At 72.9% G+C, this 24116-nt stretch carries 17 protein-coding genes; 10 read left to right on the top strand and 7 right to left on the bottom strand.

Annotation, left to right across the window (positions count from 1 at the left end):
• Window positions 1-64 precede the first annotated feature (64 nt).
• Entirely contained in the window at window positions 65-1180 is a 1116-nt protein-coding gene (locus ACFYM0_RS11560) for a LacI family DNA-binding transcriptional regulator (protein WP_388499506.1), read from the top strand.
• Window positions 1177-1977 (top strand): sugar phosphate isomerase/epimerase family protein, encoded by an 801-nt coding sequence (locus ACFYM0_RS11555; protein ID WP_388499503.1) that lies wholly within the window; start codon window positions 1177-1179, stop codon window positions 1975-1977. The genes ACFYM0_RS11560 and ACFYM0_RS11555 overlap by 4 nt, the downstream gene beginning before the upstream one ends.
• Here the strand turns inward: ACFYM0_RS11555 and ACFYM0_RS11550 are convergent.
• Complete coding sequence (locus ACFYM0_RS11550; protein ID WP_388500205.1) at window positions 1965-2957, bottom strand: hydroxyacid dehydrogenase; 993 nt, start codon at window positions 2955-2957, stop codon at window positions 1965-1967. The two genes, ACFYM0_RS11555 and ACFYM0_RS11550, sit on opposite strands and share 13 nt — an antisense overlap.
• 749 nt (window positions 2958-3706) lie before the next feature.
• Between ACFYM0_RS11550 and ACFYM0_RS11545 the strand changes: the two genes are divergently transcribed.
• A complete protein-coding gene (locus ACFYM0_RS11545) occupies window positions 3707-4654 on the top strand; it encodes an aldo/keto reductase (protein ID WP_388499502.1) in 948 nt (315 codons plus the stop codon).
• A gap of 13 nt (window positions 4655-4667) precedes the next feature.
• Here ACFYM0_RS11545 and ACFYM0_RS11540 read toward each other — a convergent pair whose 3' ends face one another.
• The 3 genes from ACFYM0_RS11540 to ACFYM0_RS11530 all read right to left on the bottom strand — a co-directional run bounded on the left by ACFYM0_RS11540 (window position 4668) and on the right by ACFYM0_RS11530 (window position 9332).
• Window positions 4668-5549: a carbonic anhydrase gene (locus ACFYM0_RS11540; protein WP_388499500.1), complete on the bottom strand. Its 882-nt coding sequence runs from the start codon at window positions 5547-5549 to the stop codon at window positions 4668-4670.
• A gap of 127 nt (window positions 5550-5676) precedes the next feature.
• Complete coding sequence (locus tag ACFYM0_RS11535) at window positions 5677-6609, bottom strand: ABC transporter permease (RefSeq protein WP_388499497.1); 933 nt, start codon at window positions 6607-6609, stop codon at window positions 5677-5679.
• Window positions 6606-9332 (bottom strand): alpha/beta fold hydrolase, encoded by a 2727-nt coding sequence (locus tag ACFYM0_RS11530; protein ID WP_388499494.1) that lies wholly within the window; start codon window positions 9330-9332, stop codon window positions 6606-6608. The genes ACFYM0_RS11535 and ACFYM0_RS11530 overlap by 4 nt, the downstream gene beginning before the upstream one ends.
• A gap of 377 nt (window positions 9333-9709) precedes the next feature.
• Between ACFYM0_RS11530 and ACFYM0_RS11525 the strand changes: the two genes are divergently transcribed.
• From ACFYM0_RS11525 to ACFYM0_RS11505, 5 genes are all read left to right on the top strand, one after another.
• Complete coding sequence (locus tag ACFYM0_RS11525) at window positions 9710-11260, top strand: ATP-dependent DNA ligase (protein ID WP_388499491.1); 1551 nt, start codon at window positions 9710-9712, stop codon at window positions 11258-11260.
• Between the two features lie 64 nt (window positions 11261-11324).
• Window positions 11325-11960: a helix-turn-helix domain-containing protein gene (locus ACFYM0_RS11520; RefSeq protein ID WP_388499488.1), complete on the top strand. Its 636-nt coding sequence runs from the start codon at window positions 11325-11327 to the stop codon at window positions 11958-11960.
• Window positions 11961-11977: 17 nt separating this feature from the next.
• A complete protein-coding gene (locus ACFYM0_RS11515; RefSeq protein WP_388499485.1) occupies window positions 11978-12142 on the top strand; it encodes a DUF6126 family protein in 165 nt (54 codons plus the stop codon).
• Window positions 12143-12206: 64 nt separating this feature from the next.
• Window positions 12207-13289, top strand: a complete 1083-nt coding sequence (locus ACFYM0_RS11510; protein WP_388499482.1) for a dihydrodipicolinate reductase — start codon at window positions 12207-12209, stop codon at window positions 13287-13289.
• Window positions 13286-13765, top strand: coding sequence for a carboxymuconolactone decarboxylase family protein (locus ACFYM0_RS11505; RefSeq protein ID WP_388499479.1), 480 nt, complete (start codon window positions 13286-13288; stop codon window positions 13763-13765). Before ACFYM0_RS11510 ends, ACFYM0_RS11505 begins: the two co-directional genes overlap by 4 nt.
• 82 nt (window positions 13766-13847) lie before the next feature.
• On the opposite strand, the gene ACFYM0_RS11500 is transcribed toward ACFYM0_RS11505, so the two are convergent.
• Window positions 13848-15503, bottom strand: coding sequence for a GMC oxidoreductase (locus ACFYM0_RS11500; protein WP_388499476.1), 1656 nt, complete (start codon window positions 15501-15503; stop codon window positions 13848-13850).
• Window positions 15504-15952: 449 nt separating this feature from the next.
• Entirely contained in the window at window positions 15953-16609 is a 657-nt protein-coding gene (locus tag ACFYM0_RS11495; protein ID WP_388499473.1) for a DUF6629 family protein, read from the bottom strand.
• Between the two features lie 137 nt (window positions 16610-16746).
• Between ACFYM0_RS11495 and ACFYM0_RS11490 the strand changes: the two genes are divergently transcribed.
• Complete coding sequence (locus ACFYM0_RS11490) at window positions 16747-18837, top strand: glycosyl hydrolase family 28-related protein (protein WP_388499471.1); 2091 nt, start codon at window positions 16747-16749, stop codon at window positions 18835-18837.
• An 11-nt stretch (window positions 18838-18848) separates the two neighbouring features.
• Here ACFYM0_RS11490 and ACFYM0_RS11485 read toward each other — a convergent pair whose 3' ends face one another.
• Window positions 18849-20336, bottom strand: coding sequence for an MFS transporter (locus tag ACFYM0_RS11485; RefSeq protein ID WP_388499468.1), 1488 nt, complete (start codon window positions 20334-20336; stop codon window positions 18849-18851).
• A gap of 158 nt (window positions 20337-20494) precedes the next feature.
• On the opposite strand from ACFYM0_RS11485, the gene ACFYM0_RS11480 reads away from it, so the two are divergent.
• The gene (locus ACFYM0_RS11480) at window positions 20495-24079 is read left to right on the top strand and encodes a S8 family serine peptidase (RefSeq protein ID WP_388499465.1); all 3585 of its coding nucleotides are present in this window, start codon (window positions 20495-20497) and stop codon (window positions 24077-24079) included.
• The last annotated feature ends 37 nt before the right edge of the window (window positions 24080-24116 follow it).

The raw sequence follows: 24116 nt of genomic DNA, 5'->3' as shown, positions 1-24116 counted from the left end.
GCGAGTATGGAGATCCACGCACCGGGTGAGACGATGACCCGGGACGGATCGGAAGGAGGGGATCATGGCGGTCACACTCGCCGAAGTGGCGGCGCACGCGGGCGTTTCGCCCGCCACGGTCTCGCGCGTACTGAACGGCGGGTATCCGGTGGCGGGCGGCACCAGGACCCGCGTGGAGCGGGCGGTCGAGGACCTCGGCTACATCGCGAACGGCCCCGCGCGGGCGCTCGCCGCCGCGACCTCGGACCTCATCGGCGTCCTCGTGCACGACGTCGCGGACAGCTTCTTCGGGATCCTCGCCGGATCCCTGCAGGGGGCCCTGGCCCCCGGCGGACGGGGCGGCGCGCGCCGGCTCGCCGTCGTGTGCAACACCGAGGGCTCCCCGGCAGCCGAGCTGGACTACCTCGCCCTCCTGGAGGGCCAGCGGGCCGGCGGGGTCGTCCTGACCGGCGGCGCCGTGGAGGAGCCGGAGCACACCCGGGCCCTCGCCGCCCGCCTCACGCGCATCGCGGCCACCGGCGCCCCGGTGGTGCTGTGCGGGCGGCCCCCGCTGCCGATGCCCGCGGGACTCCCCGTCGCCACCGTCATGTTCGACGACCGGGGCGGCGCCTTCCGGCTCACCGAGCACCTGCTGACGCTCGGCCACCGGAACATCGCCTACGTGGCCGGTCCGCCCGGACTGAGCACCACCCGGGAGCGCCTCGCCGGACACCAGGACGCCCTGCGCGATCACGACCCCGCACTGCCCGCGCACTGCGCCGGCCTCACCGTGCACGCCGGGTTCGAGCGATCCGCCGGCTACGACGCCACCCGCGAACTGCTGCGCCGCGGAGCGCCCTTCACCGCCGTGGCCGCCGCCAATGACACCGTCGCCACCGGAGTCGCCGCGGCCCTGCGCGAGGCCGGCCTGCGGATACCCGAGGACGTCTCCGTCGCCGGCTTCGACGACCTGCCCGTCTGCGTCGACACCTCCCCCGCCCTCACCACCGTCCGGGTGCCGCTGCGCGAGGCCGGGGTCCTCGCGGCCCAGCTCGTCACGGGCCGCAGAGCACTGCCCCCCGGCGGTATCACCACGCTCCCCGCCGAGCTGACGGTCCGCGCCTCCACCGCGCCGCCGCCCTCCACCGCGCCGCCGCCCGCCGCCGGGCCGTCGGCAGCCACGGAAAGGGGCCGTCCGTGAAGTACGCCTTCTCCACCCTCGGCCTGCCCGGTACCCCGCTGGAGCGCAGCGCGGAGCTCGCAGCCACGCACGGCTACGAGGGCCTCGAGCTACGGGCCCACCCCGATGAGCCCCTGCATCCCGACAGCCCCGCGGGCGACCGCGCGGCAGGCCTGCGCACCCTGACCTCCGCCGGCGTGACGGCCCTCGGAATCGCCGGATACGCCCGGGTGGCCGCGCCCGGGCCCGACGAGCCGGTCCTCACCGAGATCCAGGCCCTGGTCCGGCTCGCCGCCGACCTCGAGGCACCCTACGTACGGGTCTTCCCCGGCGGCGGTGAACTGCCTCCGGACGAAGCAGACGAACACGCGGTCCGCAGGCTCCGGGCCGCCGCTCCCTTCGCCGAGCGGCACGGGGTGCGGATCCTGTTGGAGACCCACGACTCGCACCGCACCGCGACCGCCACGGCCCGGGTCCTCGACCGGGTCGCGCATCCGGGCGCGGGCGCGCTGTGGGACGTACTGCACACCTGGCTCGGGGGCGAGTCGCCGGCCGAGTCGAGCCGGACCCTCGCCCGGCACCTGGGCTACACGCAGGTGAAGGACGTGGCGTCCGCTCACGAGCTGACCCCGCTCGGGCTCGGCGGAGGAGCGCTGCCCCTCGCCGAGGCGGTGGCCCTCGTGCCGCCGCGGGGATGGATCTGCTGGGAGTACGAGAAGCGCTGGTACCCCGGCGCCGGCGAGCTGCCCGAGCGGCTCGGGCCGGGCCGGGCGTACTTGGAGCGGCTGGTCCGCGAGGCGGCGCGTCAGGCGGAGTAGCCGAGCCGGTCCCGGTCGACGGCGTGGCGGAAGCCGAGGCCCGAGGCGTAGCGCTCCAGTTCCTCGACGGCCGCGGCCGCCAGCCGGTCCAGCTCCCCGCCCAGGGAGCCGGCCACGTGCGGGGTGAGCAGCACGTTGGGCAGGTCGTACAGCGGGGAATCCGCGGGCAGCACCTCCGGCTCAGTGTGGTCGAGCACCGCGTGCAGCCGCCCCGAGACCAGCTCCCCGGTCAGGGCCGCGGTGTCGACGAGCGAGCCGCGCGCGGTGTTCACGAGGGTGGCCCCGTCCCGCATCAGGGCCAGCCGGGCCGCGTCCAGCAGTCGGCGGGTCTGCGGCAGCTCGGGAGCGTGCAGGCTCACCACGTCGCTGCGGGAGAGCAGTTCGTCCAGGGTGACGGCCTCGGCGCCGAGGGCGGCGAGCTCGGCCGGATCGGCGTACGGATCGTGCACCAGCACCAGCAGGTCGAAGGGGCGCAGCAGCTCCAGTACGCGGCGGCCGATGAGCGAGGCGCCGACCAGGCCGACGGTACGGCGGTAGTTGCCGACGGCGGGATAGTGCCGCAGCGGGTCGACGTGGCCGCGGGCGGCCCGGTAGGCGTGCGCGGAGTCCAGTACCCGCTTGTTGGCGAACAGGATCGCGGCGAGCGTGTACTCAGCGACCGGCAGGGCGTTCACGGCGGCTGAGCTGGAGACCAGCAGTCCCCGCTCCCAACAGTCCGGTGTCACATGGTGCTTGACACTGCCGGCAGCGTGCACGACCGCCCGGAGCTCCGGCATCAGCTCCAGCGCCCGCGCGTCCAGCGGAGGGCAGCCCCACCCGGTGAACAGGACCTCGGCCACGGCCAGCCGCTGTCGCACGGCGTCCTCGGACCGGGCGGCGCCGAAGTCGGTGACGAGCAGCCCGGGGTCCACATCGGCCACCCGGACCAGCTCCGGAAGGATCCGGTCACCGAGGACGGCGTCCCGGGTTCCGGAGCTCATGGCGAGCACGGTGACCGGCCTGCGGGGCGCGGTGAGGGGGGAGGGGGCGGAGTCGGAGGCGGGGTGGGTCACTTGACGGCTCCTGCGGTGAGATCCGAAGTCCCGATGGTCACAAACCCCGGCCGCGGCGCCGGGAACGACACGGGGCGGGAACAGTACGGGGTCGGCGGCGAGCCGATCCCCACGGCATTTGGGCCCCGGGGCCGCCGCTCCCCAAAGAGGCGGCCCCGGAGCTGTTCGCAAGCCTCATCCTTTTGCGCGGACGATCATGCGGTCAAGAGCGTCCCGGGCCACCACGACACCCCGCGCGGCCCGCGGCGCAGCCTGCGTCGACCGGCGAGCGGGCTCACGGAAATCTGCTGCGGTCAGGTCCGTCGCGCCACGACCGCTGCCCCGATCTCCCTCACCGTCACCCCCGACGGAGTCCGCGGCCTCACTCCCGCGACCGCTGCGCTCACGCCGGCCCCGGCCACCGGCGCCGACATCCGCGAAGTCTTTTGCGATCGTGTGAACTTCTACGGGCCCCCGAACCGGCCGCGGCGGCCGCGGCGGCCGATCCCGGCCTCGCGGTCTGCTCCGTGGACGAGGGCCGAGCCATCGGAAAGCGGCTCGCCGACCTCTTCCGAGGGGGCGGCCCGGCGCGTTCCGGAGGAGGTCCGGGCCGCCCCCGCCCCGTTCCGGGGAGCCGCGGCGCTCTACACTGCCGTCTTGTCGATCATGTGCCGGACGAGTGCGGAGGAACGAAAACCATGCGCCATCTCCCCCTGGGCAGTTCAGGTCTCCAGGTCTCGGCGATCGGGCTCGGCTGCAACAACTTCGGCGGCCGCCTCGACGCCCGGGCCACCCGCACCGTCGTCGACGCCGCCCTCGACGCGGGCATCACCCTCCTCGACACCGCCGACATCTACGGGGGCGCCGGGGGCTCCGAAAGCCACCTCGGCGAGGCCCTCAAGGGCCGCCGGGACCAGGTCGTCCTCGCCACCAAGTTCGGCTACGACGGCGTGGACATGGGTTACGGGCCCGCCGCCGGCTCCCGCGCCGGCCGCGCCTACATCCGCCGCGCCGTCGAAGCGTCCCTGACCCGCCTGCAGACCGACCACATCGACCTCTACCAACTCCACAGCCCCGACCCGGCCGTTCCCGTGGCAGAGACCCTCGCCGCGCTCACCGAACTCGTCACCGAGGGCAAGATCCGCTACATCGGGCACTCAAACTTCAGCGGCTGGCAGCTCGCCGAAGCCGCCCACGTGGCCCGCGAGACCGGCGCGGCACCCTTCGTATCGGCCCAGAACGAATGGTCGCTGCTCCAGCGGTCGGCGGAGCGCGAGCTGGTCCCGGCCGCCCGGCACTACGGAGTCGGCGTCCTGCCGTACTTCCCGCTGGCCAACGGGCTGCTGACCGGAAAGATCCGCCGGGGCGCCCCCGTCCCCGCGGGCTCCCGCCTCGAAGGGCGCGACGCCTACCTCACCGACGAGCGCCTCGACGTCGTGGAAGCCCTGGCGGCGCTCGCCGACAAGCACGGGCGCACGGTCCTGGAACTCGCCGTCGGCTGGCTGTCCGCCCAGCCCGGCTGCGCCTCCGTCATCGCGGGTGCCACCTCCGCCGAGCAGGTACGGGCCAACGCGGCCGTCGCCGACCGGCCGCTCGACGCCGAACTCCTGGCGGAGGTCGACGCCGTCGCGGCGGTCGTCGGCTGACCGGGTCCGGCCCTCAGGAGGCGTCGGGCGACGGGCCGACGGAAGCGGACTCCGACGGGGATGCGGACGCCGACGGGCTCGGAGAGGCGCTCCCGGAGGCACTGGCCGACGGGCTGGCCGACGTACTGGCCGACGGGCTGGCCGACGGGCCGGCGGAAGCACTGCCCGTTGGCGCCCCCGTCAGCACCTCCACCTGACCGGTGTCCAGCGAGTAGTAGGCGCCGACCACGGCCAGTGAACCCTTCGCGACCAGGGGCGCCAGATCCGCGTTTGCCCTCAGCTCGTCCGCCGTCACCTTGATCTGATTGCGGATCATCGTGTCGACCGGGTCGGAGCCCGGGTCCTTGACCGTCAGCTCGTACGCCGGCACCAGCGCCTTCTCGATCGCCCGCAGGTTGCCGGGCAGCGGGTTTCCGTCCCGCAACGCCTTGTACGAAGCGTCGATGGCCCCGCAGCGCTGGTGCCCGAGGACCAGGATCAGCGGAGTGCCCGCCGTCATCGGCCCGAACTCCACCGACCCGGTCACCACCGGGCCGACCGCCTGCCCGCCCGTGCGCAGCACGAACAGATCGCCGAGCCCGGTGTCGAAGAGCAGCTCCGGCGGCACCCGGGAGTCGATGCACGCCAGGATCACGCCGTACGGGTCCTGAGCCTGCGCCACCAGCTCACGGCGGTCCGGATCCCGGTCGGGGTGGTTGAGACTGCCGCTCACCCAGCGCTTGTTGCCCTCCAGCAGGCGGCTGTACGCGCCCTCGGGGGTGCTCGGCCGGGGCTCCGGCGCGGCCGTCGTCCGCTTCGGTGCGCTCTTCGCCGAGCACCCCGAGAGCAGGGCCGCGGCAGCCGTGAGGCCCCCCGTCAGCACGAACCTGCGGGGCGGAGGTCCTGCTCTGTCCATCGGTCGTACCCCTCGGTGCGTTCGGACGCGTCCGTACGTCCTGACCGAGGCGATTCTTGGGGGGTGCCTGCTGCCGGGGCGGCAGGCACGAGCGGGTCCGCCCGGGTCGGCCCCCGACGGCCGAACCTCAGGACACGATGTCCTTGCGCGCGAACCCGCGGAACGCGAGCGCGAACAGCACCACCGCGTACGACACCGACACCACCGTTCCCTTGATCATCCCGCCCCACTCGAGCTGCGGCTGCAAGGCGTCGGCCCAGGCGAACTGCCAGTGCGCCGGCAGGAACTCCCGCCAGGACCCCAGCGCCGTCACCGCGTCCAGCACGTTGCCGACGATCGTCAGCCCGACCGCCCCGCCCACCGCGCCCAGCGGCGCGTCCGTCCGCGTCGACAGCCAGAACGCCAGACCGGCCGTGACCAGCTGCGACACGAAGACGAACGCCACGGCGATGGCGAGCCGCCCGATCGTGTCCCCGGCCGGCAGCGAGCCGCCCGCGGGGAGTTCCAGCGGCCCCCACCCGTAGGCGGCGGTACCCGCCGCGAGCGCCACCAGCGGCAGCAGGACCATCGCTGCCAGGCTGAACCCGAGCGCCACCACCAGCTTGCTCCACAGCAGGCGGGCCCGGGGCACGGGCGAGGCCAGCAGGTAGCGCAGCGAGGACCAGCTGGCCTCCGAAGCCACCGTGTCCCCGCAGAACAGCGCCACCGGCACCACCAGCAGGAACCCGGCCGACACGAACAGGCAGGTGGCCGCGAAGTTCGCGCCCGAGGCCGTCGCCGTGTCGATGAGGGTGATCCGGCCGTCGTCGCCGCCGCGGCTGCCGGGTCCGCCGCCGACCGCGAAGGCGATCATCAGGATGAAGGGCAGCGCGGCCAGGATCCCGCCCATCACCAGCGTCCGCCGCCGGCGCCACTGCCGCAGCGCCTCCACGCGCAGCGGCAGCGTCCGGTTCGCCCGGTAGCCGTGGGCCACCTCGCGGCCGATGCCGTCCGGGGTCACGTCGCCATTCGCGAGCGAGTCCGCGTCCGCGTTCGCGTCCACATGCGTCACGGTGTTCATGCCGCGCCTCCGATCAGGGTGAGGAACGCGTCTTCCAGCCGCCGGTGCGGTCCCACTCCCGACACCGGCACCTCCAGCCGTACGAGTTCGGCGATCAGCTCGGCGGCGCTCGCGCCGTCCAGCCGTACGAGCAGACCGTCCTCGGCGCTCGCCACGGACTCCACTCCCTCCAGCGCGGCGATCTTCCCGACCACCGCCTCGTCCACCGGCTGCGCCAGCGACACCAGCAGGACGTCCCCGCCACCGGTGATCTCGGCGACCTCGCCCGCCTGGACCAGCCGGCCGCGGTCCATGACCACCAGGTGCGTGCAGGACTGCTCGACCTCCGACAGCAGGTGGCTGGAGACGATGACCGTCCGCCCTCCCGCCGCGTACCGGATCATCACGTCGCGCATCTCGCGGATCTGCGGCGGGTCCAGACCGTTGGTCGGCTCGTCGAGGATCAGCAGGTCCGGCATGCCGAGCATGGCCTGGGCGATCGCGAGGCGCTGGCGCATGCCCTGCGAGTACGTGCGCACCGCCCGCTCCAGCGCGTCGCCGAGCCCGGCGATCTCCAGGGCCTCCTCCATGCGGGAGTCCCCGGCGGGGCGGCCCGTGGCCTGCCAGTACAGCTCCAGGTTGGCGCGCCCCGTCAGGTGCGGCAGGAAGCCGGCCCCCTCCACGAACGCCCCGACCCGCGAGAGCACGGGCGCGCCGGCCCGGACCTGGTGCCCGAAGACCCTGATTTCCCCGGCATCGGGAGTGATCAGGCCCATCAGCATCCGCAGGGTCGTGGTCTTGCCCGCGCCGTTGGGCCCGAGCAGGCCGAGCACCTGGCCCTTCTCCACCCGGAAGGACAGGTTCCGTACGGCGTAGCGGTCCTGCGACTTGGCATACCGCTTGGTCAGCCCCGTGATCTCCAGCGGTACGGCGGCCAGCGCCGGGTCGGGCTGCGCGGCGCCCGCCCGGCCCCCGCCGGCCCCCCGGCCGGTCCTGCGGAGCCCCACCAGCGCGGCGGCCAGCAGCGCGGCCCCGAGCGGCATCCACCAGGTCCAGGCGGGCAGCCCGGAGGACGCCGTGCGCACCCCGCCCGCGACGGGCACGGCCAGCGGGCCCTGCGCCGAGACGGTGTAGGACGCCGGCGCGGCCGGGGAGGCGTAGCCGAGGTCGGTGGCGGCGACGACGAGCCGCAGCCGGTGCCCGGCCTCGACCGCGTGGTCGATCGCGGGCAGCCTCAGCTCGACGGTCTTGTCCTGCTGCGCGTCCTCCACCCGGACCGGAGCCACCAGCTGGCTGGGCAGCACCTGCTGTCGCCCGTCGGGGCCGACGTCGTACACCTTGCCGAACAGGACGGCCGAACCGTCCTCAGCCGTAGACCTCACCTTTAGGGTGATGGTCGGGGTCCCGGTGATCCGGGTTTCCCCGGTCAGCGGTTCCGAGTCGAACCGGGCGTTCTGCCCGGGGAAGTCCAGCGAAAGGCCGCCTCCGAGGGCGGCGAGCTGCCCGCCGATGCCCGGCAGGGCGGACAGCGCCGGCGGTGCTCCGCCCGCCGGGTTGGCGAAGGTCTGCTCCCGGCCGGTCAGGGCGAACTCGCGCGGGCCGGACAGCAGCCCGGGATACGTGGAGCCGCTCGCTCCGCGCAGCGTGACCCGGCCGTCGGTGGAGTCGATGCCGCCGGAGCGCGAGACGCGGAAGGCGGGGCCGGTGTCCACGGCCGTGTCGTCCTTGAGGTAGCGGTCGAACCAGGTCTTCACCCGGTCCTCGACCCGGTCCGCCTCGCGCATGCCCCCGTCGTGACCGCCGGCCGCCCAGTCCACGGAGACGGGCGCGCCGTTGGCGGCGATCGCCCGGGCCATGGCATCGGCCTGGTCCAGCGGGAAGAGGGAGTCGTCCTGGCCCTGCGTGATCAGGGTCGGCACCTTGATGGCGCCGCCGACCGCCGAGGGACTGCGCCGCTCCAGCAGCGCGCGGGCCTCGGGGTCGGGCTTGCCGGCCACCGCGACCCGTTCGTACATGGCGCACAGCTCCGGCTGGAATCGTCCGCAGCCGGGAGCGGCGGGGGCCGCCTGCGGAGCGGCGCCCTGGGCGGAGGCGCCCGGCTGCAGGCCGCCCGCGGAACCGGTGGTGAAGAAGAGGCCGGCCCACAGCTTCTTGAAGACGCCGCCGGGGAACAGGGAGTCCGCGAGGTTCCAGTAGGTGATCGAGGGGGCGATGGCGTCCACGCGCGGATCGTTGCCCGCCGCGAGCAGCGAGATCGCGCCGCCGTAGGAGCCGCCCGCGACGCCGACGCGCGGATCTCCCTTCGCGTCGAGGCGCACTCCGGGCCGGGCGGCGATCCAGTCGATCAGCCGGGAGACGTCCTTGACCTCGTACGCGGGGTCGTTCAGCCCGATCTTCCCGCCGGAGCGGCCGAAGCCGCGCGCCGACCACGTCAGCACGGCGTAGCCGTGGCGGGCGAGGCGCTCGGCCTGCGGGCGCACGTCCTCCTTGCTGCCGCCGAAACCGTGGGCGAGGAGCACGGCGGGACGTTTCGCCCCACCGTCCCCTCCTGCTTCCCCGTCGGTGAAGTACGAGATGTCGATGCCGGCGCCGGGCATGTCGAGGACCGCGTCCTCGCGGTGCACGGCCGGGGTGTCGCCGGCCGCGGCGGTGGCCGTGAGGGTGCCCGCCCCCGCGACGAGGGCGAGCGCGGCCGCGCCCGCGAGCAGGCGGCTTCGGCGGCGCCGGGGCAGTCGGAGCTTCATACGGGAACCCTAAGCGCCAGGCCGCCGGTGGCTGCGCTCCCGCAGGCTGAACTGCGGACGTCCTCAAGGACTACGTGCCCTGCCGCGTGTACCGCGTCTGCGGTACGCGGCGGCGGGCCGGGGCCGGGAGTCCGGACCGGGAGTCGGAAAGCCCGGCGGGGTCGGGCTGGGGATGATTTTCCCCACCCCACCCCACCCCACCCCACCCCGCCCCGCCCCGCCCCGCCCCTTCCCGAAACTGGGGCTCCGCCCCAGACCCCGCCCCCAAATGCCGGCGAGGCCGGATGTGCCGCCGGGCTGCGCTCCCGCCGGCCTGTGCTCCCGCGGGGCTGCCCCGTCGAGCTGCGGCGGCCGCTGCCCCGCGGGAGGATGGCCGCATGCTGCTGGCCGAGGTCGCGCGTGTGTCCCGGGAGGTCGCCGAGACCTCCGCCAGGTCGGGGAAGACCGCCCTGCTCGCGGAGCTGTTCGCCGCCGCGCCCCGCGAGGAAGCGGCGCTGGTCGTCTCCTATCTCGCCGGGCGCCTTCCGCAAGGCCGCCCGGGGATCGGCTGGCGCGCCCTTTCCGGGGAGACCGAACCGGCCGGTGAACCCACCCTGACCGTGACCGCCGTCGACGAGGCCGTGACCCGGCTCGCCGCCGTGGCCGGGGCCGGTGCCCAGGCCGAACGCCGCCGGATCCTGGACGGTCTGCTCGGCGCCGCCACCACGGCCGAGCAGGGGTTCCTGCGCAGCCTGCTGGGTGGGGAGGTGCGCCAGGGCGCGCTCGACGCCGTGGCCCTGGAAGGGGTGGCCGCCGCGGCCGGGGTCCCCGCGGCCGACCTGCGCCGCGCGGCCATGCTCGACGGGTCCCTGCCCCGGGTGGCGGCGGCCGTGCTCGCCGACGGGGTGGCGGCCCTGCGCGACGTCACCCTGCGGGTGGGACAGCCGGTACAGCCGATGCTGGCGAACACCGCCAAGTCGGTGGCGGAGGCACTGGCCGTGCTCGGGCCGAGTGCGGTGGAGGAGAAGCTGGACGGGATCCGGGTGCAGGTCCACCGCGAGGGGGACGACGTACGGGTGTACACGCGTTCCCTCGACGAGATCACCGACCGGCTGCCGGAGGTCGCCGAGCTGGCGCGGTCCTTTCCTGGGGACCGGTTCATCCTCGACGGGGAGGTCATCGGACGCTCCGCGAGGGACGGCCGGCCGGTGCCGTTCCAGGAGGTGGCGAGCCGGGTCGGCTCCCGCGCCGACGTCGAGGCCGCCCGGCGGACCCTCCCGGTCGTCCCCTACTTCTTCGACGTGCTGGCGGCGGGCGACCGGGTCCTCCTCGACCTGCCGGTGCGCGAACGGTACGCGGCGCTCACCGCCCTGGTGCCCGAGGAGTTCCGGGTCGGCCGGCTCGTGGTCGAGGACCCGGCGGGGCAGTCGGCCGAGGCGGAGGAGTTCTGGGCGCGGACCCTGCGCCGGGGGCACGAGGGCGTGATGCTCAAGGCCCTCGACTCCACCTACGCGGCGGGCCGGCGCGGCAAACACTGGCTCAAGGTGAAGCCGGTGCACACCCTGGACCTGGTGGTGCTCGCCGTGGAGCGGGGCCACGGCCGGCGCACCGGCCTCCTGTCCAATCTGCACCTGGGCGCCCGGACCGCCGACGGCGGCTACGCGATGCTCGGCAAGACCTTCAAGGGGCTCACCGACGAGATGCTGCGCTGGCAGACCGAGCGGCTCGGCGAGCTCGCGGTCGAGGACGACGGCCACACGGTCCGGGTGCGCCCCGAACTGGTCGTGGAGATCGCCTACGACGGCCTGCAGCGCTCCCCGCGCTACCCGGCCGGGGTCGCCTTGCGCTTCGCGCGCGTCCTGCGCCACCGTCCCGACAAGCGGGCGCAGGACGCGGATACGGTGGAGACGGTGCTCGGCGGCCCGCCCGGACCGGGCGACGCCGCGTAAGAGCGCTTTTGCCTCAGAGGCAACGCGGATTGCCAGGGAGGTAAGGATCTGGCTCAATCGGGGCATGACAACCGGTCCTGCCCCCGGCGACACCGCCCCGGAAGCCGAGCTGCCCACCGTGGCCCCGCAGCTGCGCGATCTGCGCCGCCGGGCCGGGCTCACCCTGGAAGCCGCCGCCGCCCGGGCCCGGCTCTCGCCGGCGCACCTGTCGCGGCTGGAGACCGGCCGCCGCCAGCCCTCGCTGCCACTGCTGCTCGGGCTCGCCCGCACGTACGGCACGACGGTCTCGGAGCTGCTCGGGGAGACCCCGGCCGTCGCCGATCCCATCGTACGGGCCGGCGGCCCCGGCGCCCGCGAGGCGGACGGCTGGACGTACTGGCAGGCCGGCGGCTCCGGCCGCGGGATGCAGGCGCTGCGCGTGCACGTCCCCCACGGCCGCAGCCAGGGCGAGCTGGTCCGCGTACATCCCGGGGAGGAGTGGCTGTACGTGCTGCAGGGACGGCTGCGGCTGCACCTGGGGGAGACCGAGTACTTGCTGGAGCCGGGGGACAGCGCCCACTTCGACTCGCTCACCGCGCACCGGATCGGCGCGGCCTCGGCCGCCGGGACGGAGCTGCTGTTCGTCCACACGCTGCTGCAGAGCAGCCTCGCCGGCCTGTGCCTCGGCGGCGGCACCGGCACGACCACACACCACCGATAGGCGAGGAGCCGTACGCCATGTCCGATGCGCAGAACACGCCCACGCACACGCCCACGCAGCAGCTACAGCAGTCGAAGTTTCCGCGCGGTCTCATCATCCGGCTCATCGCCTACCTGTTTGTAGGCCATTTGTTCGCGTTCTTCGTTTACTTGCTCTTTGTCCTGGGTGCGCAAAACCAGTGACAGCGGGCCGGAATTTCCGTACACGGCTCTAGGAACCTACAGGTCCTGAAGCTACCCTCCGCGCATGATTTCCACGGTTGTCTGGGGTACCGGCAACGTCGGCCGTTTGGCCATCCGTGCCGTAGAGGCCCATCCGGCGCTGAAGTTGGCCGCCGTCATCGTCCACAATCCAGAAAAGGTCGGCCGCGACGCCGGTGAACTCGGCGAACTCGACTACGAGACGGGCGTCCCGGCCACCGACGACATCGAGGCGGTCCTCGCCGCCCGTCCGCAGGCGGTGGTCTACGCGGCGTCCGGCGACATCCGCCCCGACGACGCGCTCGCCGACATCACCCGGGCGATCCGCTCCGGGGCAGTCGTCGTGAGCCCCGCCCTCTATCCGCTCTACGACTACCGCAGCGCACCAGCGGAGTTCCTCGACCCGGTGACCGCCGCGGTCGCGGAGGGCGGCGGCTCGCTCTTCGCCTCCGGCGTCGACCCCGGCTGGGGCAACGACGTACTCCCGCTGCTGCTCAGCGGGCTCGGCACCCGGATCGACGTCATCCGCTGCCAGGAGATCTTCGACTACTCCACGTACGACCAGCCGGACTCCGTCCGCTACCTCATCGGCATGGGCCAGCCCATGGACTACGAGCCGATGATGCTCATGCCGTCCATCCCGACCATGGTGTGGGGCGGGCAGATCCGGATGATGGCCCGGGCGCTCGGTGTCGAACTCGACGACATCCGCGAGACAGTGGAGCGCCGCGCCCTCGACGCCACCGTCACCACGCGCACGATGGGGGAGTTCGAGGGAGGCACCCAGGGCGCGGTCCGGTTCGAGGTGCAGGGGATCGTCGAGGGCGAACCCCGCATCGTCATCGAGCACGTCACCCGCATCCACGCCTCCTGCGCCCCCGACTGGCCGACCCCGCCCGACGGCGGCGACGGTGCCCACCGGGTGATCATCGAGGGCCGCCCGCACATCGAGGTCACCATCGAGGCCACCGACGAGGGCGAGAACCGCTCCGCCGGCGGCAACGCCACCGCGGTCGGACGCCTCGTAGGAGCCATCGACTGGCTGGTGGCGGCCGAACCGGGGCTCTACGACGCCCTGGACGTCCCCCTGCGCCCCGCCGTCGGCAAACTCGGAAGGAAACTGTCATGAGGATCGACATACCCGAAGGCCAGCACCCCATCGAGTACGTGTGGGGCGATCTGGTGCCCGGCATCGGAATGGCCGCCGCCAACTTCTCGCTGTCGGTGTACGCCCACACCACCCTGGGGCTGCGGGAGTTCGAAGCGGCACGGCTGCGCGTCGCGCAGATCAACGGCTGCATCTTCTGCCTGGACTGGCGCACCGACCGGGACGGGGAAAAGGTCGAGGACGAGTTCCCCGAGGCCGTCACCGACTGGCGCACCACGGACCGGTTCGACGAGCGCACCCGGCTCGCGGCGGAGTACGCCGAGCGGTACTGCCTGGACCACCACGGCCTGGACGAGGAGTTCTGGGAGCGGATGACGGCCCGCTACAGCCAGGTGGAGATCGTGGAGCTGACGATGAGCATCGGCTCCTGGCTGGCCTTCGGCCGGCTCAACCACGTGCTCGGCCTCGACAGCGTCTGCGTGCTGCCGGGCCACTGAGCGCGCGGCGCGTGTGGTGCGCACACGGGTCCGGGGCCGTCGGAGAATCCGACGGCCCCGGTCTTCGTGCTGTCCGCCGCCCTTACATGTCGGTGGCGATGATCTTCTCGATGTTGCGCTCGGCGAGCGCCGTGATGGTGACGAACGGGTTGACGCTGGTGTTGCCGGGGATCAGCGCGCCGTCGATGACGTACAGGCCGGTGTAGCCGTGCAGACGGCCGTAGTTGTCGGTGGCCTTGTCGAGGACCGCCCCGCCGAGCGGGTGGTAGGTGAGGTGGTCGCCCCAGATCTTGTTGGTGCCGAAGAGGTCGGTCCGGTAGATCGTCCCCTCCTTCGAGTTGATCTTGTCGAAGATGGTCTTCGCCATGGCGATGGACGGCGCCTTCCACGCCGTCTGCCAGTTCAGCTCGACCCCGCCCGTCGAGGCGTTGTACGTGAACTCCGCGCGGTTCGGGTTCTTCGTGATCGACAGGTAGAACGAGGCGTACGTCTCGATGCCGGTCGGCAGCGGCGCCACCTCGGCGAACGCGCCGCCCGCGTCCCAGTTGTCGATGCCGCCGCAGGGGATGGAGGCCTGCACCTTGCCGGTCGCGTCCCACATGTGGTTGGCGCGGCCGCACATGACGTTGCCGTTGTCGCCCCAGCCCTTGCCGATCTCGTTGTTCAGGTTGGGCAGGGCGCCGGTGGCCTTCAGCCGGACGAGCAGCTTGCTGGTGCCGACGCTGCCGGCCGCGAAGAACACCTTGTCCGCGACGACGGTCTTCGTGCCGACGGTGTCGCCCGTGGTGTTGATCTGGTCGATGACGACCGTGTACCCGCCGCCGGAGGCGGGGGAGACCGAAGTCACCTTGTGCAGGGGCGAGATGGTGACCTTGCCGGTGGCCTTGGCCTGGGCGATGTAGGTCTGCTGGAGGGACTTCTTTCCGGCGTTGTTGCCGTAGAGGATCTCACCGGCGACGGCGGACTTGGGGACGGTCCCCGCCGCTTCCTGCTTCATGTAGTCCCAGTCGTATACGTCCGGGACGAAGACGAAGGGGAACCCGGCCCGCTGGGCGTGCTTGCGGCCCACGCGGGAGAACTGGTAGCAGTCGACGCTCTCGAACCAGGCCGGGTCGATCAGGCTGACCCCGAGGCCCGCGTTGGCGCGCGGGTAGTAGGTGTTGTACATCTCGTCCGCGTTCACGGTCGGCAGGACGGCGCCGAAGTTCGCGCGCTTCGGGGTGACCGCCATACCGCCGTTGACCAGCGAGCCGCCGCCGACGCCGCGGCCCTGGTAGACGATGATCCCGCCCATCTCCTCGGCGTCCAGGATGCCGGTGTAGCGCGGGACGGCCTTGTCGATGGGGAAGCCCAGGAAGTTGCTCAGCGGGGCCTTGGTCTTGGTGCGGAGCCAGTAGGCGCGGTAGTCCGGGGTGGTCGTGTTGCAGAAGATCTTGCCGTCCGAGCCGGGGGTGTCCCAGGCCATGCCCATTTCGATCATGTGGACGTCCACGCCGGCCTGGGCGAGCCGCAGGGCGGCGACGGAACCGCCGTACCCGGTACCGATCACGAGGGCCGGTACGTGCGCTCCGTTGTCGATGGGGCCGGCGGCGGCCGCGCCGGCCGGGGTGGCCTGGGCCTGGGACGGGGCGATCTGACCGGCGAGGGCCATTGCACCCAGGATGGAACCCGTTCTACCGAGAAATCCTCGACGGGAGACGCCGTTCTGGTTCGTTTTGTGCAGGCCTTTGTCGCTCATGTGAGCTTCCTCACTCTAGGCGGAATGAGAACGAGTTCTACTGCCGAGTGCTTGCGAAGTCACTAGATACGTCAACGCATCTTTCGGCGGCGATGGTCGTGGGGGGCTCCGATTCGCGGCCCGCGAAAGGGGGTTGAAGGTCCCATCGGACGCTGGGAACGACGACCCGCTGTGGATGGCCGCTGCTCCGGGAGTGACGGAAGTGCTCCGGGGAAGGCGGTCGCCGGGGAGGCGCGTCCGGGCGAATCCACCACGTCAGAAGTCGAACGCGTTACGGGAAGCCCCGCCGGCCCGCGGTGGCCGGACTCTCGGCTCACTCCGCCACTCCGCCGTGGCTGCATCCGGTCGGCCCCGAGGCCGAAAAGCGACAAACCGCAAGGTGGGCCCGGGGCCGGCGCCCGAATCTTTTTACCTTCGCCGTGCGCTGCTGTTCGGCGCCCGGGCCGGTGTTACAGGCCCGGCGCACCCCGGCCGGCGTCCTCGCGTACAGAAGGGGAACGCGCACGGTCGCCGGTCCAGACCAGGATCAGCGTCGAGGCGGCCGCCGCGAAGGCGCACCAGGTCGAAGCGAACTCCAGCCTCCACAGCGCGGCGCAGACCAGGGCGCCGGCCGCCAGGAGCAGGCCGAGCGGGCGGAGCCGGCGGTCCCCCGAGAGGAGCAGGGCGCCGAGCGTGGCGAACAGATAGCCCGCGAGGGCCAGGGGCATCCACGGAACGTTCACGCCGTATCCGAGGGTGTGGCCGCGGACCTCGGCGCTCACCGGGCGGGTGGTCAGGCAGTACGAGAGGTACGCGCCGGTGGCGAGTCCGGCGGCGGCCGGCAGGCGCAGCCGGGGCCTGAGCTCGGGCGGGGCGGCGAGCAGCACTCCGAGCGGCACCCACACGGGCAGCAGCGGGAGGGCGATCACCGCCCAGGCGGTGGTGGCCGGGCCGCAGCCGCCGCCGGAGTTCCAGACGGCGGCTTCGGTCAGCTGGTGGATGCCCAGGATCAGCGGGAGTGCGGCGACGGGAAGGTCGCGGGCGCGCCGGGTCCGGATCAGGCAGGTGATCCCCACGGCGGTGATGACCGTGCCCGCCGTCAGATCGGCCGTCGCGCTCCAGCACATGAGGCCCTCCTGCTCCCACGGTAGGCCGAGGCGTAAACGTCTGCCACACCACGGATTGCTGGAAAAACTCGACAAGATGCAGAAGAATCCTGCACAACTCTTGCCGTGTTTGCGCGCGGGGTCCTACTGTCCCGGCCATGCCCCCAAGAAGAGCCGCACGCCCCACCGCACGCCCCACCGCACGCCGCGCCGCGAGCACCGCCGCGAGCCGAGCCGCAGCCGGCGCCGCGAGCAGAAGAGCCGTACCCGCACGCGCCGCCGCCGTCCTGGCGGCCCTCACCGCGTCCGCGCTCGGCCTCGGCGCCCTGGGCGCGGGCCCGGCCGTGGCCCGCGCCGCCTCCGCGGACCCCGCGGCGCCCACGGCCGTCACCCGGGCCGCCCTCGACCCCGCACTGGCCGAGGGCCGTGGCGCCCGGGTGGACTTCGCCGAGCAGGAGGCGGAGAACGCCGTCACCACCGGCACGCTCATCGGCCCCGACCGCACCGCTTACTCGCTGCCCGCCGAAGCCTCCGGCCGCAAGGCGGTACGGCTGGTACCGGGCCAGTACGTGGAGTTCACCCTGCCCGCGGCGGCCGACGCGGTCACCGTCCGCTACAGCCTCCCCGACGCCCCGGCCGGCGGTGGCATCACCGCCCCGCTCGACGTCACCGTGAACGGCAAGAACCGCCGCTCCATGACGCTGACCTCCCAGTACTCCTGGCTGTACAACCAGTACCCCTTCAGCAACGATCCGCAGGCGGACCTCCTGCACCCCGACTGGTGGATCACCGAGTGCGGCTGCGTCCCGGCGGCCACCACCCCGGCCCCGGTCATCGCCAAGCCGTTCCGCCCCACCCACATGTACGACGAGCAACGCCTGCTCCTGGGCCGTACCCACCGGGCGGGCGACACGATCAGGCTCACGGTCCCGGCCGGAAGCCCGGCGGCCTGGACGGTCATCGACCTGCTCGACTCGCAGCGCGTCGGCGCCCCGCACGTGGAGGCGGCCGCCGCCAACGCCCTCCTCTTCGGCGCCGACCCGACGGGCCGCCGGGACTCGGCCGACGCCATCGACCGGGCCATCGCCTTCGCCAAGCGCCACCGGCTCCCGGTGTACCTGCCGCCCGGCACGTATCAGGTCAACCGCCACATCATCGTGGACGGGGTCACCATCACCGGCGCCGGCAGCTGGTACACCACCGTCAAGGGCAAGGGCGTCGGCTTCTACGGCAAGGAGGCCGCGGACGGCGGCAGTCGCGGCGTCCACCTCTCCCGCTTCGCCATCGAGGGCGATGTCCGCGAGCGCGTGGACACCGACCAGGTCAACGGGGTCGGCGGCGCGATGAGCGACTCCACCATCGACTCCCTCTACATCCACCACACCAAGGTCGGCCTCTGGTTCGACGGCCCGATGAGCAACGTGAAGGTCACCCGCAACGTCATCACCGACCAGATCGCCGACGGCCTGAACTTCCACACCGGAGTCACCGACTCCCTCGTCCAGGACAACTTCGTCCGCAACACGGGGGACGACGGCCTCGCGATGTGGGCCGAGAAGACCACGAACGCCCGCAACACCTTCGACCACAACACCGTGCAGAGCCCCACCCTGGCCAACGGCATCGCGATCTACGGCGGCGCCGACACCACCGTTTCCGCCAACCTCGTGGCCGACCCGGTCCGCGAGGGCAGCGCCCTGCACGTCGGCTCCCGCTTCGGAGCGGAACCCTTCACCGGCAGCCTGCACATCGACGGGAACACCACCGTCCGCGCCGGCACCCACGAACTGAACTGGAACATCGGGCTCGGCGCGATCTGGTTCTACGCCCTGGACCGCAGCATCGACCGGGCCGACATCCAGGTCACCGGCAACGCCTTCCTGGACAGCACCTACAACGCCGTCATGCTGGTCAGCGACTGGCCGGTGAAGGACAAGGTCCGCATCGAGAACGTCCACTTCAAGGACATCCGCGTCGACGGCACCGGCACCTCGGTGGTCAGCGCCCGGGTCGCCGGCTCGGCGAGCTTCGAGAACGTCGACGCACGCAATGTCGGGGCCGTCGGCGTCAACAACTGCGGCTCCTTCAACTTCCCCGCCACCGGCTCGGAGTTCACCCTCGCCGACCGCGGCGGCAACGACGGCGGCGGCACGACCGGCCCGTGGCTCGCGGGCTGGGAACTGCCCAACACCATCACCTGCGACGACCGCCCGCCGGTCGTCGCCCCGCCGGCGCCGAGCCCCTGGTAAGCGCCCGGTGATCACCGCTTCGCCGCTCCCGGGGGTTCGAGCGGCGGAGCGGTCACCGCGCAGTTGGTACGGCACTGCGGGTGACAGGCCCCGGGCGCGGGGGAGCGTACGGTGGCCCAGGCCAGGGCGGCTCCGGCCACCAGCACCCCCGCGCACCACAGCATCGCCCGCCCGAAGGACGCGTCGAAGGCCCCGGCCGATAGGTACGCGTCCGGCCCCATCCCGGCCAGCAGCGGCAGCGCGGCCACCGCGAGGAGTCCGGCGGCGCGCGCGGCCGCGTTGTTGATGCCGCTGGCCAGGCCGGCCCGGCCGGGGTCCACCGAGGACAGGACGGTCGCCGTCAGCGGAGCCACCAGGGCCGCCATGCCGCTGCCCATCACCAGCAGCGCCGGCAGCACGTCCCGTACGTACGAGGCGTCCGGGCCCACCCGCAGCATCAGCAGCATCCCCGCCGCGCACAGCAGCGGCCCGACGGTCAGCGGGATGCGCGGGCCGATCCGCTCCCCGAGCTGCGCCGACCGGGCCGACAGCAGCAGCATCAGCACCGTGGTGGGCAGCAGCGCGGCCCCGGCGCCGAGGGCGGAGTAGCCGGACACCACCTGGAGCTGGAGCACCACGAGGAAGAAGAAGCCGCCGAAGGCCGCGTACACGCACAGGGTGACCAGGTTGACGGCGGTGAACTGGCGGGAGGAGAAGATGTCGGGCGGCACCATCGGATCGGCCCGCCGCCGCTCCACCGCCACGAACGCTCCGGCCAGCAGTACGCCGCCGACGGCCGAAACCACCACGAGCGCGGTGCCGGAGCGGGCCTCGATGAGCGCGTAGGTCAGCAGGGCGAGCGAGGCCGCGCCGAGGACCGCCCCGGCCACGTCGAACCGCCCGTGCGCCGCCGGATCCCGTGATTCCGGTACGTGCCGCACTGCGATCGGGACGCACAGCGCGGCCACCGGCACGTTGAGCAGGAACACCCAGCGCCAGCCCGGCCCGTCCACCAGCCAGCCGCCCAGGAACGGCCCCACGGCGGCCCCCACCCCGCCGAACCCCGACCACAGCCCCACCGCGCGGGCCCGGTCGCCGGGATGGACGGAGCCCTGGATCAGCGCGAGGGAACCGGGTGTCAGCAGCGCCCCGCCGATGCCCTGCAAGGCGCGTGCGGCGATGAGGATCCCGGCGTTCGGCGCGATCCCGCACAACAGCGAGGCGGCCGCGAACCACACCACCCCGAGCACGAAGATCCGGCGTCGCCCGAACCGGTCCCCGAGCGCCCCGCCGACCAGGATCAGGCCCGCGAGGGTCAGCAGGTAGGCGTTGACCGTCCACTGGAGCACCGCCAGATCGGCGCCGAGATCCCGCCCGATGCTGGGCAGGGCCACGTTGACCACGGTCGAGTCGAGCAGCGCCATGGCGGAGCCGAGCACGGTGGTCAGCACGATCCACCGCCCCTGCGCGGTACCGAGCCGCACCCCGGGGGAGGGCGGCGGCGATGCGGGATCGGTCATCCCCCCAGGCTGGCCCGACCGGCCGGGAACAGCCACCCGGCGGCGGTCGGCTCATTAGGCACCCTTGTACGGAGCATGACACCTCCCGCACCATGGCCCGCGCACGTCACGCACACCCTTTCCGCACGACCTGCACACGGCGTACGAGGAGACCACACGTGGCACGAAGCGACACCCGACGAGCCTCCGGCTCACGGTTACGACCCCTGCGCGCAGGGTTCGCAGCCCTCACCGCGGCCCTGCTGCTGCCCCTGGGTGCGGGGGTGGCCGCCGCCGCGCCCGACCCCGGACCCGCCCCGGGCGCGGCCGAGCGCAAGATCGAACCCAGTCTCCGCGCCCAGCTCGACGGCTCCGCGAAGGCCGTCTTCTGGGTCTACCTCGACAGCGCCGCCGACCTCACCTCCGCAGGCGGGCAGCAGACCCGCACGGCGAAGGCGGAAACGGTTCTGCGTCTGAAGAAGGACCATGCCGCGCGCAGCCAGGCCGAGGTGATCAAGGCCCTGGACGGCGCGAAGGCGGAGTACACCTCGTACTGGATCGTCAACGCGGTCCGCGTCGTCGGCACCGAGAAGCTCGCCGGGGCCCTGGCCCAGCGCCCCGAGGTCTCCCGGATCGACGCCGACGACAAGGTCGACCTGCCGAAGCCCGCGGACGGCAAGCGGGAGAAGGCGGCGGCCGACGCCGTCGAGTGGAACATCGACCGGATCAAGGCACCGCAGGTCTGGGATCAGCTCGGCGTGCGCGGCGAGGGCATCGTCGTCGCCAACATCGACAGCGGCGTCGACCACACGCACCCGGCCGTGGCCAACCAGTACCGCGGCAGGAGCGCCGACGGCACCTACGACCACAACTACAACTGGTTCGACCCGGCCGGGGTCTGCCCCACCGCGGCCCCCTGCGACAACAACGACCACGGCACCCACACGATGGGCACCATGGTCGGCGACGACGGTGGCGCCAACAAGACCGGCGTCGCCCCGGGCGCGAAGTGGATCGCGGCCAAGGGCTGTGAGACCACCTCCTGCTCCGAGGCCTCCCTGCTCGCCGCCGGCCAGTGGATCGTCGCGCCGACCGACCTGAACGGCCAGAACCCGCGGCCCGACCTGGCCCCGCACATCGTCAACAACTCCTGGGGCGGCACGGGCGGCGACACCTGGTACCAGCAGATCGTCGACACCTGGCGCGCGGCCGGGATCTTCCCGGCCTTCTCCAACGGCAACTCCGGCCCCGGCTGCACCACCAGCGGCTCGCCCGGCGACTACCAGAGCTCCTACAGTTCCGGAGCCTTCGACATCAACGGCGCGATCGCCTCGTTCTCCTCGCGCGGCGCGGGCCCCGGCGGCATCGTCAAGCCGAACATCGCGGCCCCCGGCGTGAACGTGCGCTCCTCCGTCCCCGGCGGCGGATACGCGTCCTTCTCCGGCACCTCCATGGCCTCGCCGCACACGGCCGCGGCCGTGGCCCTGCTCTGGTCGGCGGCGCCCGCCCTCGAAGGCGACATCGCGCAGACCACAGCCCTGCTGGACGGCACCGCGCTGGACACCGACAGCAGCCAGTGCGGCGGCACCGCCGCCGACAACAACGTCTTCGGCGAAGGGAAGCTCGACGTCCTCGCCGCCGTCCTCGCCGCCCCGCGCGGCGCGATCGGCGCCCTCGGCGGCACCGTGCGCTCCGCCGGGCAGCCCGTCGCCGGCGTGAAGATCGTCGCCGACGGTCCGATCGACCGTACGACGACCACCGCGGCCGACGGCACCTACCGCTTCACCGCCCTGTCCGTGGGCGACTACGCGCTGACCGCCTCGAAGTTCGGCTACGGGCAGCAGGGCGCGACTGTGTCGGTGACCGAGAACGCCACCGCGACGGGCGACATCGACCTCGTCCAGGCGGACTCCGGGAAGCTCACGGGCACCGTCTCCTCGGCCGCGGGCCCCGTGGCCGGCGCCGCGGTGACCGTCGCGGACACCCCGGTGGCCGCGACCACCGACGCACAGGGCCGCTTCGAGGTCACCCTGCCGCACGGCACGTACGACGTGAACGCCACCCACTCCTCGCGCTGCCTCGCCGGCGGCACGGCCAAGGTCACCCTCGCCGGGGACACCACCGTCGCGGTGACCCTCCCCGAACGCACCGACACCTACGGTTACGCCTGCGCCACCTCGGGCACCGGCCCGTACCAGCCGGGGGACCGGCAGCTCGCACTGACCGGCGACAACACCACCGAGCGCGTCGACCTGCCCTTCCCGCTGCCGCTGTACGGCAAGACGTACGGGCAGGCCTGGATCGGCACGAACGGCACCGTCAGCTTCGGCGGCAACAACACCGGTGACATCAACGGGGACATCCCGAGCGCGGCCACGCCCAACGCGGCGCTGTACCCGTTCTGGGACGACCTGGTGGTCGGGGCCGCCGGCAGCGGGTCCGGGGTCTTCACGGCGGTCACCGGCACGGCGCCGCACCGGAGCTACGTGATCGAGTGGCGCGAGGTCTCGCACTGGTCGGCGCAGTCCGACAAGTTCTCCTTCTCGGCGGCGATCGGTGAGGACGGCAGCGTCCGGTACACCTACAAGGGGACCGGCGGCACCGGCATCAAGGGCGGTTCCACCGCCACCGTCGGCGTGGAGAACGCCACCGGCACCGACGCCTACCGGTACTCCTTCAACACGGCCGTCATCAGCGACGGCCTGTCCGTCTCCTTCCGCACCACCAAGAGCGGTGTGGTGGCGGGCCGGGTGCTCGACGCGAACGACGGCAACGGGGTCGCCGGAGCCACGGTGACCGTCGGCACGGGCGCCACCGCCGTCTCCGCCACCACCGCGTCCGACGGCGGGTACGTGGTCCAGAGTCCGTCCGGCGCCCGGGAACTCACCCTGACCGCCGCCCAGTACGAGGCGGTGACGGCCACCGTCGACGTCAAGCCGGCCGACGTCACGGCCGCCACCCGATCCCTGCGCACCGGCAAGGTGACCCCGGCGAAACCGGCCGTGGAGATCGTCCTGCCGCCCGGCCAGAAGCGGACACGGACCCTCGACCTCACCAACCCGGGTCTGGGCACGGCCTTCTCCGCGGCCGAAGACGCGGCCTGGCTCACGGTGACCCCGGGCTCGGGCGACCTCCCCACGGGCGGGAAGGCCCCGCTCACCCTGTCCGTGGACACCACGGGCCTGACACCGGGCACCGTCCTCACGGCCGACCTGAAGGTCACCTCGGCCAGCGGCCGGACCCCGGTGCTCACCGTCCCCGTCAAGCTCGTCGTCCCGCGCTACCAGGTCGCCCTGGACGCCGGCGCCACGGGCGCGAGCACGGACGCGCTGGGCGACGGCTGGTCCCCGGACCGCAAGTACACGGCGGGCTCCTACGGGTACCAGGGCAACGGTTCGACCCAGTCCACCAGCCGCACGATCGCGGGCACGGACGACCAGAAGCTCTTCCGCAACGCCCGCGAAGGCATGTACGAATACCGCTTCGACAACGTCCCGAACGGCACCTACACCGTGGAACTGGGCTTCGCGGAGCTCTCCTCCACCAAGCCGAACAAGCGCGTCTTCGACGTCCTGGCGGAGGGCACGCAGGTGCTCCCCTCCCTGGACATCTCCCTGGAGGCGGGCACGTACACGGCCCTGACCCGCAGTTACACGGTCACGGTCACGGACGGAGTCCTGAACGTCCGCTTCGTCACCCACGCGGGCTTCGGCAAACCCCTGCTGAACTCCCTGCGCGTGACGGACCGCCCCGACAAGAGCTGACCGGGGCGACAGCGCAACGGGCGGGGCACCTCCGGGG

Source organism: Streptomyces sp. NPDC006487 (assembly GCF_042870555.1).
Lineage (GTDB): Bacteria > Actinomycetota > Actinomycetes > Streptomycetales > Streptomycetaceae > Streptomyces.
Note: the sequence above shows the minus strand (reverse complement) of the source record. Positions and strands in the feature narration are given on the sequence as shown.